This is a genomic window from Chitinophagales bacterium (assembly GCA_020636495.1).
Taxonomy (GTDB): domain Bacteria; phylum Bacteroidota; class Bacteroidia; order Chitinophagales; family Chitinophagaceae; genus UBA5543.
In genome coordinates, this window is the sequence record JACJXQ010000009.1 from 20,722 (window position 1) to 36,937 (window position 16,216).

4 protein-coding genes are annotated in these 16,216 nt (G+C 44.9%); 1 reads left to right on the forward strand and 3 read right to left on the reverse strand.

The annotated features are described in order from the left end of the window. Nucleotides 1–50 precede the first annotated feature (50 nt). Nucleotides 51–1,466: an MBL fold metallo-hydrolase gene (locus tag H6550_14980; protein MCB9047435.1), complete on the reverse strand. Its 1,416-nt coding sequence runs from the start codon at nt 1,464–1,466 to the stop codon at nt 51–53. Between the two features lie 271 nt (nt 1,467–1,737). On the opposite strand from H6550_14980, the gene H6550_14985 reads away from it, so the two are divergent. Beyond that, on the forward strand, nt 1,738–13,848 hold the full coding sequence (locus H6550_14985) for a gliding motility-associated C-terminal domain-containing protein (protein ID MCB9047436.1): 12,111 nt from the start codon (nt 1,738–1,740) through the stop codon (nt 13,846–13,848). Between the two features lie 263 nt (nt 13,849–14,111). Here the strand turns inward: H6550_14985 and H6550_14990 are convergent, their stop codons facing one another. Both H6550_14990 and H6550_14995 read right to left on the reverse strand, forming a co-directional pair. Then, nucleotides 14,112–15,443, reverse strand: a complete 1,332-nt coding sequence (locus H6550_14990) for a T9SS type A sorting domain-containing protein (protein ID MCB9047437.1) — start codon at nt 15,441–15,443, stop codon at nt 14,112–14,114. Between the two features lie 165 nt (nt 15,444–15,608). Further along, entirely contained in the window at nt 15,609–16,151 is a 543-nt protein-coding gene (locus H6550_14995) for a hypothetical protein (protein ID MCB9047438.1), read from the reverse strand. Nucleotides 16,152–16,216: the final 65 nt, after the last annotated feature.

Genomic DNA, 16,216 nt, shown 5'->3' on the forward strand with positions numbered 1-16,216 from the left:
TGCCTGTGCAGGCATACCGCTTTATATCTATCAACTCACCCTCTGCTTTTTTACAGCATGCTTACTGGCTCCTGGTAATTACTGATATTAAAACCCTTACTGGCCTTAATGGCAGTAAATCCACCTTGTATATCTACGAGGTTATTAAAACCTCTCGCCTTCAGTATAGATATGAACACCATAGACCTGTATCCACCCGCACAATACACATGATATTGTGTACCAGGATCTATTTGTTGCATGTTTTCGTTAACAAAATCCAAAGGCAGATTTATGGCACCAATCACATGTTCAGAGTCAAATTCTGTTTTCTTCCTTGCATCCAGCAGCGGAGTAAGGGGGTCATTCCCCATTCTTTCCTTCAACTCTTCCACTGTAATTGACTCAATAGTGTCCAGTGCTTTCCCTGCATTAGTCCAGGCGTCAATACCACCATCCAGGTAGCCCAGGCTGTTGTCGTATCCTACACGTGCCAGTCGTGTTACTACTTCTTCTTCACGACCCTTGTCAGCCACAATAAGTATGTTTTGTTTGATATCAGTGATCAAAGCACCTACCCATGGGGCAAAGTTGCCATCAATACCAATATTTATAGAACCGGGAATGAAACCTTTTGCAAAATCCTGGGCTTTCCTAGTATCCAGAACCAGGGCGTCACTTTCGGCAGCCGCCTCAAAAGCCTGTGCTGAAAGCGGCGTAGTACCTCTTTCGAGAATATTACCAATACTTTCATAGCCCATTTTATTCATACCTACATTCATTGGGAAGTACTGAGGAGGCATCACGAGTCCGGTAGTTACTTCTTCAATAAACTCATCACGGGTCATATCGGCCCTTAAAGCATAGTTCGTCTTCTTTTGATGGCCAAGTGTATCCATCGTATCGGTACTCATTTTCTTACCACAGGCACTACCTGCTCCGTGCGCGGGATACACTATTACGTCATCAGCCAGTGGCATCACTTTATTCCTTAATGACTCGAACAGCAAACCAGCCAGTTGTTCCTGTGTCATATGCGCAGCTTTTTGTGCGAGATCGGGACGGCCCACATCACCCAGGAATAATGTATCACCTGAAAACAGTGCCATATCTTTACCCTGTTCGTCGGCCAGCAAGAAGCAAGAGCTTTCCATAGTATGCCCTGGTGTATGCAGTACTTTAAATGTTACATTACCTACTTTGAATACCTGGTTGTCCTCGGCTACAACAGCATCAAAGCCAGGCTGAGCAGTTGGCCCGTATACTATTTTTGCGCCGGTAGCTTTTGCCAGATCTATGTGCCCCGAAACAAAATCTGCGTGAAAGTGTGTTTCCAATACATACTTGATCTTTGCTCCACTTTTTTCAGCACGATCGATATAAGGCTGTATTTCCCTGAGCGGATCGATTACGACAGCCTCTCCATTCGATTCGATATAATATGCGCCTTGTGCCAGGCAGCCCGTATAAATTTGTTCAAGTATCATAATTGATTGTTTTTAGATTCTGAACAAAAGTAGAGAAGGACGAAAGCCTAAACAGTGACTTTTGTCACATATCGGGGTAACATATGTAACACCACGGGCGACGTTTGATTAATGATTTTTTTACCATATTCAGTATGAATGGGATTAACAGCAGATTAAAATAATATTATCCGATATATATGGCATTAATACTGTAGAAAAGCATTAAATTGTATAACTGTCAATGCCTGTAAAGTAGTATTACAGGCATAAATGTCGTGCATATACAACAATGAACAAACAATTACTTCTGGCTTTTTGTGCAATTTTCATTTTTGCACTGACTCCTTATGTCTCAAAAGCCTCACATGCTGCTGGGGGGGAGATTTCATACGAATGGGTGAGTGATTCAACTTACAGGGTTTACTTCAAATTTTACAGGGATTGTGGTGGTGCGGCGGCACCCGCCAGCGTACCTCTATGTTATTTCAATAGCTGCAACTCATACAGCAACACTGTTACCATGACCAAGATCACCAAACTACCGGACAGCAGTAACAACGGCTCTCCTGTTAGTACAGGCTGTGCGAGTGTAGGAACGAAATGTACCAGTTCAACATCTCCCGTTCCCGGTTATGCTGAATGGTGGTATATGGCAACTGTCACCTTGCCTTACCGTTGCAACTATTGGACCTTCAGCGCATTTGTCAGTGCGCGCAATCCCAGTGTAAATATTGCCGGCGGCTCTTTATATGTTGAAGCGACATTGAATAATGTGGCTGCACAAGGTAACTCTTCCCCTTATTTTTCTGTAAAGCCTGTGCCTTCTGTATGTATCAACCAACCATACACATATAATAATGGTGGTGTAGATCCTAATTCAGATTCACTGGTATTTGAGATGGCACGCCCTGTTACAGCCAGCGGTGGCTGCCCTTATACAACATCTACCCTGGCATTCCAATCCGGGTCACCGGCATACAACACAACGAACAACCCTATCCAGACTACTAATTCCTTCGTGTTGGACACAACGACAGGGCAAATGTCATTCAAACCAACACTTACCGGCGCGGCTACACTTACTACCCGTATTAAAGAATACCGTAACGGTGTCCTCATTGGTACGGTTATGCGCGACATACAAGTACAGGTAATAGCATGTACCAATCCTGCACCTGTGGTCAACACAGTATCTTCTACGATATCAGGAGCAACCTATGTGAATGGCAGAATAGAAGCCTGTGCCGGAATACAACTGAGTTTCTGTTTTGATATGGTATCTACCAATAGTTCGGCAATACTGGTTGCGACAGACAACCACTCAGCTGCTACACCCGGCGCAAGTGTATCATATGTAGGACAACAAACTGATTCTATACGAGGTTGTTTTTCCTGGACTCCCAGTTCATTAGACACAGGACTCAGGGTATTTACCGTAACCGTAAAAGACTCAACCTGTAATTCACCCGGAGTACTTGTCTCCCAGACATTTGTCTTACCAATTTACATATGGCCTATTACCGACATCATAAAAGACACTACGATATGCTATGGCGACACAGTAAAACTAACAGCAGTAGGTGGATCTAACTTCACCTGGACCGTTCTGTCCGGAGGTTCATCTATCTCATCCATGAGTTGTACCTCCTGCAAGGAGCCAAATGTCTACCCAACACTCACCACCCAGTATGTTGTAAGCAACGGTACTGCTCAATACTGTGCAAAGAACAAAGACACTGCAACAGTAACAGTAATAGACATCAGGTACGACACGCTACAGGCCACAAACAATAGCCCGGTTTGCGAAGGCGATACACTTAAGTTATTCGGTACAACAGCCCCATCGGGCAACGGCTACCAGTGGACCGGACCCAATGGCTTTAAATCAATACAACAAAATCCATTTATAAGTAATGTCGCATATTCCTTCAACGGAAATTTTTTGCTTCATTCTTCTCGTGGCAGCTGCCTTTCATTTCCGGACACGACCTACGCCACCATTCTGCCCAGGCCTGTCAAACCTGTTGCTACTAACAATGGGCCACTGTGCGAAGGGAGTACACTGACCCTGTTATGTAATGCAATAAGCAATGCTACCTATTCTTGGACAGGGCCCAATAGTTTCAGTTCTGCATTACAGAACCCTGTTATCAGTAATGCAGACACAACAAAGTCCGGTAGTTATATCATTACTGCGACATCGACGATCAATGGTTGTCCTTCAGAACCGGACACTACTGTTGTAGTGATCAACCACATTCCTGCAATAGACAGCATATCTTATACCAATCCCACAAGTTGTTCGGGCACGCAAGGTACACTTACTATCTGGGGCTTGCGGAACAACACAACGTATATAGTTAACTATAAAAAGAACGGCACCTCTCAAAGTCCGGTAAATAAGACCACAGATGGCAACGGGAAAATACTGCTATCCGGATTGGGGGCAGGAGTGTACAGTCATATGAGCGTTACGCTTAATGGTTGTATCTCAGACACTGCGACGAGCGTGACAATTACAGATCCTACTGCCCCTGTTGTAGCCGCGATGTCAAACTCGCCACTATGCGAAGGAGCTACATTACATTTGTATGGCAGCAGCGATTCCTCGGGGGTTGTATGGACATGGACCGGGCCCAACAGCTTTAGTTCTTCAAGTCAGAATCCGTCCGTAACCAACAGCATTCCGTCTCAATCAGGCACATACTATCTCACTGCAGTAAAAAACAATTGTACGTCTGCTGTAGACAGCACACTTGTAACTGTGCACCCTACACCACCTACACCGGCTGCAGGTAACAATGGGCCGGTATGCCAAGGCGATACGCTTTTGCTCACTGCGTCAACAGTTACAGGCGCTACCTATTCCTGGACAGGGCCTGCGTCGTTTGCATCAGGACAACAGAACCCGGTTCTCTTGAATGTTGCCACATCGGCAACGGGAACTTATTCCGTTGTATCTGTAATAAATGGCTGTCCCTCATTGGCTGACACTACTAACGTAACAGTTTATCCAACTCCGGCACTACCTGTTTTAAGCAGCAACACACCGATATGTGAAGGCGACACAATAAAGCTATATGCTACAATGCCCGTTAGTGCTACCTACTCATGGACAGGGCCTAACAGTTTTGCCGATACCAACCAGAACCCAGTTATTCTCAATGCTACTCCTACCCAGGGTGGCACTTACCTGGTCATAGCAAGTGTTAATGGTTGCGAATCACCGCAAGCCAATACCAAATTCACCGTGAACGCAACTCCTGTAACGCCGACATCAGGCAACAATGGTCCGTTATGTACAGGTAACACGTTGCAACTAACAGCGTCTACCTCTACTAAATCGGCAACCATGTCATGGACAGGACCTAATTCATTTACCAGCAATGCGACAAACCCTGTCATTACCAACGTGCAGTCATCGATTGCAGGCGCATACATAGTTACAGCAACCGCTAACTCATGTGTATCACTGCCTGATACAACCATCGTAATAGTTAATCCCATACCCGCACCCGTCATCGGCGGATCATCAGTCACTCATCCTACAACATGCAACGGTACGGATGGAAGCATAACTCTGAACGGCCTGGATACCGGTACTACCTATACTGTCAATTACACAAAAAATTCAGTACCCCAATCTCCTGCAGCATACACATCAGATACCAACGGTGTAATTATTCTGCAAAATCTCTCCGCAGGAGCTTATGCTAATATTACAGTTACCTCCGGAAGTGGCTGTACCTCTCAACCATTAGCTTTAGTGGTGTTATCAGACCCGACACCTCCATATATTTATATTGATACGATAATCAATACTACCACATGCCAAGGAAACGATGGTGCTTTTGTTATCGGCGGGCTTGTTTATAATACAACTTATGCTGTCAATTTCGACAAGAATAATGTTACGCAAACTCCTGTCAATCTTACAGCAGATACTTCGGGTTTTGTAACTATTACTAACCTGGAGGCCGCACAATACCAGAACATATCGGTAACTGTTATTAACTGTACATCAAATGCTGTAAACGTTATTACAGTAAAAGATCCCAATGCGCCCGTTGTAACAGCTACCAACAACACACCTGTGTGCCAGGATGATACGGTAAGGCTGTTCGCTTCTGCTGACTCATCGGGTACCACATGGACATGGTCAGGGCCGCTCAGCTATACATCAACCACGCAGAACCCGGTTCTTGCCAATGCACAACCCGCACAGTCAGGTACATACTATCTCACGGCTACCAAGAATAATTGTACTTCAGTAGCCGACAGCACCATCGTGGTCGTTCATCCAACACCGGCTACTCCTGTAGCTAATAATAACGGGCCGTTGTGTTCAGGAAGTACACTGCAACTTACTTCTTCTACAGTTGGAGCCGCTACCTACTCATGGTCAGGGCCGCTCGCTTTCAGTTCTGCTTTGCAAAACCCTACCATAAACAATACAGATACACCTAACACAGGTAACTACTATGTTATTGCTACCGAGAACAACTGCCCGTCACTGCCTGACACTACTTATGTCATTGTGCATGATGTTCCGCAGATAGATACTTTCTCCTTCACTCACCCTACTACATGTCTCGGTACAGAAGGTACTATTACCCTGGCAGGGTTGAAACACAACAGGACATACACGGTTGACATGAACAGGAATGCGGTCAGCCAATCCGCTGTGAACGCTACTACCGACAACTCAGGCCTGCTGACAGTAACAGGATTAGCTGCAGGTACCTATACTGGTATCAGCGTAACGCTGGACAACTGTACTTCTGATACCGTCGTTACGCCTATAGTACTGGTTGATCCCAACGCACCCGTTGTAATAGCTACCAACAACACACCTGTGTGCCAGGATGATACGGTAAAGCTGTTCGCTTCTGCTGACTCAACAGGTACCTCATGGGCATGGACAGGGCCGCTCAGCTATAGCTCAGCCACGCAGAACCCGGTTCTTGCCAATGCACAACCTGCACAGTCCGGTACATACTATCTTACAGCTACCAAAAACAATTGTACTTCCGTTGCTGACAGTACCATCGTGGTCGTACATCCTACACCGGCTACTCCTGTGGCTAACAACAACGGGCCGTTGTGTTCAGGAAGTACACTGCAACTTACTTCTTCTACAGTTGGAGCCGCTACCTACTCATGGTCAGGGCCACTGGCATTCAGCTCTGCTTTGCAAAACCCAATCATAAACAATACAGATACTCCCAATACAGGCAACTACTATGTTATTGCTACCGAGAACAACTGCCCCTCTCTCGCTGATACAACTTATGTCATCGTGCATGATGTTCCGCAGATAGATACTTTCTCCTTCACTCACCCTACTACATGTCTCGGTACAGAAGGCACTATTACGCTGACAGGGTTGAAACACAACAGGACATACACAGTTGACATGAACAGGAATGCGGTCAGCCAGTCTGCTGTGAACGCTACTACCGACAACTCAGGCCTGCTGACAGTAACAGGATTGGCTGCAGGTACTTATACCGGAATCAGTGTAACACTGGACAACTGTACTTCTGACACCATCATTACGCCTGTAGTACTGATTGACCCCAATGCGCCCGTCGTGACAGCAACCAACAATACACCTGTGTGCCAGGATGACACCGTAAGGCTCTTCGCTTCTGCTGATTCAACGGGTACTACATGGACATGGTCAGGGCCCCTCAGCTATAGCTCCACATCTCAAAACCCGGTTATTGCTAACGCACAACCTGCACAGTCCGGCACATACTATCTTACAGCTACCAAAAACAATTGTACTTCCATTACTGACAGCACCATTGTGGTCGTTCATCCAACACCGGCTACTCCTGTGGCTAACAACAACGGGCCGTTGTGTTCAGGAAGTACGCTTCAACTTACTTCTTCTACAGTTGGAGCCGCTACCTACTCATGGTCAGGGCCGCTCGCTTTCAGTTCTGCTTTGCAAAACCCTACCATAAACAATACAGATACTCCCAATACAGGCAACTACTATGTTATTGCTACCGAGAACAACTGCCCCTCTCTCGCTGATACAACTTATGTCATCGTGCATGATGTTCCGCAGATAGATACTTTCTCCTTCACTCACCCCACTACCTGTCTCGGTACAGAAGGCACTATTACGCTGACAGGGTTGAAACACAACAGGACATACACAGTTGACATGAACAGGAATGCGGTCAGCCAGTCTGCTGTGAACGCTACTACCGACAACTCAGGCCTGCTGACAGTAACAGGATTGGCTGCAGGTACTTATACCGGAATCAGTGTAACACTGGACAACTGTACTTCTGACACCATCATTACGCCTGTAGTACTGATTGACCCCAATGCGCCCGTCGTAACAGCAACCAACAATACACCTGTGTGCCAGGATGATACCGTAAGGCTCTTCGCTTCTGCTGATTCAACGGGTACTACATGGACATGGTCAGGGCCGCTCAGCTATACATCAACCACACAGAACCCTATTCTTGCCAATGCACAACCTGCACAGTCCGGCACATACTATCTCACGGCTACCAAGAATAATTGTACTTCAGTAGCCGACAGTACCATCGTGGTCGTACATCCTACTCCGGCACTACCCAATGCAAATAATAACGGGCCTTTATGTTCAGGCAATACACTGAACCTTTCTGCCGATACATTCAGCAATGCAACCTACAACTGGACAGGACCCAACAGTTTTAATTCATCAGTACAAAATCCCGCACTATCAAGTGTAACCACCGGTACTTCAGGCACCTACTATGTTACTACTACTATCAATGGTTGTATTTCTCCATTAGATTCAACATCAGTAACTGTTTATCCGCTACCGGCACCAATAGCAGGTGTAACAACCATCATTCATCCATCTACCTGCAATGGTAGCGACGGACAAATAATAATTGCCGGACTTGATAACAGTGCTACCTACGGAGTTAACTACAGGAAAAATAATATTCCTCAGTCAACCGCTAATATCACAACCAACAGTACTGGCATACTTACCATATCCAACCTTACTGCAGGCACATATTCCTATGTAACAGTAACATCTGTAAACGGATGTACTTCAGACACATTACCTGCATTCATTTTAGCAGATCCTGTACCTCCGGTTATCAGTATTATCAGTAAAGCAGATCCTACAACCTGCTCAGGCAGCAATGGCTACATTGTGCTGGATGGCTTCCAGTCCAGCACCACTTACTTGTTGAGGTATTCAAAAAATTCTGTTTCACAAACTGCAGTATCGCTTGCCAGCAATACATCCGGGACACTGACATTGCCGGGACTTACACAGGGAAATTATGATAGTTTCCAGGTGGAGATCTATAATTGCTACTCCAACTATACAGGACCGGCTGTACTGTCAGACCCCAACCCTCCCGTTGTTACTGCATCCTGCAACACCCCGCTTTGCCAGGGTGACAACATTCATTTATATGGCAGCAGTGATTCATCGGGGGTTAACTGGCATTGGTCAGGACCGCTTGGTTATACTTCATCAGTTCAGAATCCTGTTATCACTAACGCAATACCTGCACAGTCAGGCATATACACATTGTTTGCCGAGAAAAACAACTGTACATCTGTCAGCGATACAACTGCCCTTACAGTATATCCAACACCGGCAACACCGCTTGCAGGCAACAACGGGCCGCTATGCTCAGGCAGCACATTACAACTCACTTCTACTACTGTTGGGTCTGCAACATATTCATGGACAGGGCCTCAGGCATTCAACTCCTCATTACAAAATCCCACCATCATCAATTCAGACACGCCCAACACGGGTAACTATATTGTCATAGCAACTGAAAACAACTGCCCGTCTCTGCCTGACACTACATTTGTTATCGTTTATGATGTGCCCCTGATTGGCACTTATTCTTTCACCAACCCAACAACATGTAATGGAACAAACGGGACTATTACATTAAAAGGACTGAAGCATAATATTACCTACTCAGTTGACTACAGCAAAAATAGTGTTGCACAATCAACGCTATCAATTACGTCCGACAACTCAGGGTATGTACATATCAATAGTCTATCAGCCGGTATATATTCGGGTATAAGGGTTACGTCAAATGGATGTACTTCTGATACGTTGGTCTCTGTAACACTTAACGACCCCGATGCTCCTGTCGTCACTGCTACTAACAATACACCTGTTTGTGAGGATGGAACAGTCAACCTGTATGGCAATAGCGACTCTGCAAATGTCACATGGGTTTGGGCAGGACCCAATAGTTTTAGTTCATCAGTACAAAACCCGGTTCTTGCCAATGCAGTCCCTGCACAATCCGGTGTATATACTTTAACGGCAATAAAAAATAACTGTACATCAGCATCTGACACCACAACTGTCATTGTTCATCCAACACCAGCAACTCCTGTAGCGGGCAATAACGGACCTTTATGTACAGGCAATACATTACAACTCACGTCGTCTACTGTAGGTTCAGCCACCTATTCATGGACCGGGCCTCTATCATTTACTTCAGTACAACAGAACCCGACGATCGTTTTAGTAGATACGCCGCACACGGGTGACTATGTGGTTATAGCCGTTGAAAACAACTGTCCTTCATTGCCTGATACGACACATGTCATCGTATACGACGTACCCGTTGTTGCTACATCATCTCATACCAACCCCACATCCTGCGGCGGAACTGAAGGTACTATAACGCTAACAGGGCTGAAAGTAAGTACCAATTACACCGTCAATCATAAAAAGAATAATATTACACAAGCTCCTTTCCAACTAGCTACTAACAGTTCCGGCACCTTGGTGATAACCGGTCTGAGTGCAGGCATCTACCAGGAGATATCTCTGACGCAGAACGGGTGTGCTTCCGTTCCGTTAAAGGACATTACTTTATCAGACCCACCCGCACCCATAGCTATAGCGACTAATAACACACCCATATGCCAGGATGATACACTAAAGTTGTCCGGAGGCAGTGATTCTACTGGTGTTACTTGGATATGGACAGGACCAAACAGTTTCAGTACTACCAGCAAGGATACGATTGTTGTCCTGGCACAACCTGCCATGTCCGGAGTATATACGTTAACGGCTTCAAAACACAATTGCACCTCTGATCCAGACAGCACAACAGTGGTAGTACATCCGACACCCTCGACACCTTTAGCCGGAAGTAATAGCCCCGTTTGTTCAGGTAATACTTTACAGCTCACTTCTTCAACAATAGGTGCAGCCACCTATAGCTGGACAGGACCACTGAGCTTTACATCGTCATTACAAAACCCTTCGATCAATAATGTAGATACTCCTCACACAGGTAATTACGTAGTAATAGCCACCGAAAACAATTGCCCGTCATTGCCGGATACCGCAATAGTAGTCGTTTATGATGTTCCGATAATTGATACATATACTTATACACACCCAACTACCTGTGGAGGTACCCAGGGCACTATTACATTAACAGGACTGAAAAATGCTGTTAGCTACTTTGTCGATTATAAACGTAATGGTAATTCTCAATCTACCGTATCTGCCACAACGAATACAACAGGTAGTTTGACAATAACAGGGCTTTCTGCGGGTATATATACCGGAATTACTGTTACACAAAATAATTGTACTTCAGACTCAATAAACGCTACAATCATACTGAATGACCCCAACGCCCCGACAGTCACTGCAACGAACAACTCACCAGTATGCCAGGGATACAACTTCCAGCTTACAGGTTTTGCTGACTCTGCAGGCGTATCATGGGCATGGACAGGGCCTTTGTCGTACACTTCATCATCACAAAGTCCGTTGGTAACTAATGCAATCCCATCCATGTCCGGAATTTACCAACTATCTGTAACTAAAAACAATTGTACGGGTACTGACACAACTTACGTAACCGTCTATCCGACACCGGCAACACCAACAGCATCAAACAACGGGCCTTTGTGCTCGGGTGATAATCTTCAGCTATCATCGATCAGTATTACAGGAGCTACCTACTCATGGATAGGACCATTAGCATTTACATCTGGCAATCAAAACCCAGTCATATCTAATGTAGACACCTTTAGAAAAGGTAATTATATTGTTACGGCTACTGTCAATGGCTGCGTATCTGCTCCTGACACAACGGCTGTTATGGTATATCATACCCCAACAATAGCCCTGGCCTCATATTCAAATCCTACAAGTTGCGGTGGCACTCAGGGTTCAATCTCAGTTACAGGCTTATTGATCAACTCATCCTTTACCGTAACTTATAAGAAGAACGGCGTTCCGCAAACGGCAGGGTTATTTGCATCCAATGGCTCCGGTACATTGATCATTACAGGCCTCAATGCAGGTATCTATGATAGCATCCGGCTGGCTTATTACAATTGCCCTTCCAATATTCTCGGCCCGGTAACGTTGATAGACCCTACAGGACCTCATGCCTTTGCATCCAACAACACACCTGTATGCGAAGGTGACGTAGTTGCGCTTACGGGTCAAAGTGATTCCACTGGCGTATCATGGTCGTGGACAGGACCATTGTCTTATACATCTTCAGTGCAGAACCCAACCATTTCCGGGGCTCTGCCAACACAATCTGGGTACTATTACCTTACCGTCACAAAGAGCAATTGCACATCTGCACCCGACAGCACGTTTGTATTGATACACCCAACCCCTGCAACACCTGTTACAAGCAACAACGGTCCGTTGTGCCCGGGCAATACACTCAACCTGACAGCGTCAGTTATCAGCGGAGCTAGCTACGCCTGGACAGGCCCACTCGGCTTTACGGATACAGCACGTACGCCCGTAATATTAAGTGCACAACCTACTCACTCAGGAACATATACAGTTACTGCTACGGTAAATGGCTGCCCTTCCAAACAAGGATTTACCAATGTTGTTGTTAACCCTACACCACCTGCGCCCGGCGTAATTCCGGCATACTTCTACTGCCAGGATATCACCGTCCCCGCACTCTCGGCCAATGGTGCTAACCTGCAGTGGTATACCACTGCTACAGGTGGTACTGGAAACATTGTTGCACCTATACCTTCTACTTCTGTACCTGGTATGTATACCTGGTATGTAAGTCAGACGGTCAATGGCTGCGAAAGTCCACGGTCTGCGATTAACGTAACTATTCATCCTAAACCTGCTCCTCCTGTTGCAGCCACTGACATCAGTTATTGCCAGTTTGCTGTTACAACTCCGCTAACAGCAACCGGTACTTCGTTAACGTGGTATAACAACTACAATGGTATTAACGGCAGTTCCATAGCACCAACCCCTTCTTCTGCCATCATTATTCAAAAAAGATGGTATGTGACACAAACAGATGCGAATGGATGTGAAAGTGATATGGACTCAATAACTGTGACCATCATACCAAATGTCACTTCGAAACTACTAGTGACCGATGATACGATATGCCAATACGAAACAATTGAAGCTACCAATAGTCTCACCGCTACAGGCCTGAAATATGTTTGGGAATTTGATGGTGCAGATGTATCGTCAGGTACAGGCAAAGGACCGTACTCCTTAAGTTGGAATGATTCAGGCAATAAACTGATAAAGGTGTCGATCCCTGATACACTTTGCGCACACCCCGACTCTGCTGTCATATATGTCTCTCCTATTCCTGATGGTTCATTTATTGCAGATGGTGATATATGTGTACTACAGGAACTGGAGTTGAATCCAAACTGGAGATTTGGAGCAGAGTACTCATGGACACTTGACGGTGGTGTTATTACCTGGAGTACACAGGATAATACATTTAGAGCAAGCTGGGATACCCCGGGTGATAAAGTGATCGTATTGGTAGCCATTTCAAAAGACGGGTGTATGTCCGCGCCCAATACGCATATGGTTACAGTTCATGAAAATCCCGATTCGCGTATAGAATATGTCAGCAGCCATGACGTGTGTGCGGGTGATACCATTGTATTAAGAACAGGGGAAGGAAACTATGAGTATAACTGGTCAGGAATTAATACAATTTTAAATCCTGCTGCACAAACAGCTTATAGCATTGTTACCGAACCCGGCCTGATCACATTGAAAGTTAGCACCCAGTGGGGATGCCTCAGCTATGATACAATATCGGTTACAGCGCATAGCTGTTGCGCAATTGCTCTGCCTGATGCATTCACGCCAAATAACGACGGACTAAACGATAGGTTCAGGATCATTACGAATGGCAACCAGAAAATTGGTTCATTCATAATAGTCAACCGATGGGGGCAAAAACTGTTCGAAACAAACAACCCGCTTGAGGGCTGGGATGGTACATACAAAGGCGAACCGCAGGAGCTCGGCACTTATTATTACTACATCAAATATACATGCACCACATCAGAAGTATTTGAGAAAAAAGGAGAGGTGGTGCTGATAAGATAATGGATCGGTACATTTTGATAGCATAGTCAACAAAATGTTTGGCTATGCTATTTCGTCTATCCCCACAACGCTTAGTAACCAATAGGGTCGTGCGGCAGATGAAATCTTTTATTGAATTATTATTCGATATAAAGAATATTGATCAGCTTACAATACAGAAAACCCAAAATGCACGATTTTTTTTGCAGCTTGAATACCTCCTATTTGACGCATAAAAAAAGGAGGTCCTAAAGGACCTCCTCATTATTTGAGAAGTTGATTATCTATTTAGTTACTACAAAACGCTTGTTGGCAACTTGCGTATCACCTTGTATATGTAATACATAGTTACCTGCCGGTAATTCGTCAATAGACATTGTAGTTACAGGTTGTGTTTTGCCTATCCAGTTTTTCATCAGTTTACCCTGCATATCCAGTATAACAAAATGAACTTGCTCGTCTTTAATACCGTCTAACTTAATGTTGATAGTATTAGATGCCGGAGAAGGATAAATCTCAACCATATCAGTTTTTGAACTTACCTCATCAACAGACAGGTTCCAGCCATAATACCAATAATTGATACTGTCCTGGCCATCTGTTTGCCTCCATGCGGTTGTACCATCCCAAGACAAAGAAGTCTCGTTTGTATACCTGCCGTCAGTTTTGCTCAGGTAGCTGTAGTACCACTTACCAATGTTGTTGATATTACCGAACAGGAATGCGAAAGCTACTGCTGTATCAGGGAAAGCTGTAGTATTGTTAGCCAGGTAGATATTTGTATCTACGCGGTTAGCTTCCCATGCACTACCTGTATATATATCTTGCTTGATCTGTATCAGGCGTGAATTACCGTCGCGGCTGTATACGTTTTTGGTATCAGGAGTCCATGCACTACCTGAAGATTTGAAAGTATTAACTTCAGATATCTTACCTGCTGCATACGTGGTCTCTCTTTTGAAAGAATCTGTCCATGAACCACCACCACTGCTGCTCCATTTTTGATCGATATATGATGTTTCATTGTTACCGGAATAAGTATACGTCCACATACGGTTGTTTTTCCAGCCGGCGCCGCCACCACCGCCACCACCAAAGCTATATGTCTGCCTCAGGCGTGTTGCTACGTTATTACTTGACCAGGTGTAAATGATACGGCTACTGTTTCTCCAACCGGCACCACCACCGCCACCGCCGCCGGAACTGTATGTTTCGTACGTAACAGTATCAGGCTTACCACCTGAATATTTTATTTTTGTTCTTAAGCTGTATTTCCAGCCCAGGCTACCATTGGGTACATATGTGATACTGGAATCGAAATCTGTACCAGTATAATAACATAGGGTCTTGGAATCTATCTCAAGCGTTTTGCTGGTTGTGTTGTATTTGAATACATATATCGAATCCGCCATGTCCTCAAATTCGGGTATTTTGTATTTCCCGATAGAGACGGTCTTGTTACCGGAGTGGAAATACTGTGTACTGTCTTCTGTGTAGCTACCATTTGTTCGATATGTAGCGTGTGTTTTTGCAATCAACTTCTGACTCTGACCGAAAGCAGCATTGGCTGCAACCGTCAGGCACAAGAGCATTGTTAAAGTAACTTTATAATTCATAAGGCTAATATTTTCATCTAATTTAATTATTTTTTAATTAAACGCAATAAATAAATTACCCTTACATAAAATATTAATATAACACAGGGGATAAACATAAACCTGCCTACCCCCTGTATTCTATTGACTGTCAGTAATATTGACTGATATCCTGCTAAATGTTCATCAGTATATTATTGTACCGCTCAAACCGGTAAAACTTGCACCATTCTGCCCTACAGTAACAGTACCGGTGAAACTACCCGAAGCATTTGCAAACCTGCCCGTACCACCCGTAAAATCTACAGTGGCAACACCAACGGCACCAACCGGGGTAAAGTAGATGTCGTAAGGATGAGTATAGCAATATACCCTGTCGCCGTTAGCGGCTTCGAAATAGGCACACTCTACTCCCACATGATCTCCCACATAGTTACCATCCTGGATAATGGGCGCAACACAGGGTTTTATCATCGAGGTGGAAAGACCCAGGTGGCTCAGATTGCCCGAACCGGAAAAAGTGCCTACCGGAAAATAATCACCACAATCGCAAGGGAGATTTGCGTTGGGGGCAAACGCGTAAGACATAGAACCACTGAACGGCCTGGCCTGCGGCCCCTGCTTGGCCAATGACTCCTGGCTTACTGTAGAAACAATTGAATCCTCGCTTTTGCTACAAGACGCGAGCAGTACTGCGGCAAACGCCACTAATAGAAGTTTGTTCTTCATAATCCTCTGTTTTTTTGTGTATATGATATGTATTAAACCAAAAATAATACATTGTTCACATATTT

Bases quoted from the DNA above. Each gene is read 5' to 3' on its own strand.
- H6550_14980 (MCB9047435.1), bottom strand. From the start codon at position 1,466: ATGATACTTGAACAAATTTATACGGGCTGCCTGGCACAAGGCGCATAT.
- H6550_14985 (MCB9047436.1), top strand. From the start codon at position 1,738: ATGAACAAACAATTACTTCTGGCTTTTTGTGCAATTTTCATTTTTGCA.
- H6550_14990 (MCB9047437.1), bottom strand. From the start codon at position 15,443: ATGAATTATAAAGTTACTTTAACAATGCTCTTGTGCCTGACGGTTGCA.
- H6550_14995 (MCB9047438.1), bottom strand. From the start codon at position 16,151: ATGAAGAACAAACTTCTATTAGTGGCGTTTGCCGCAGTACTGCTCGCG.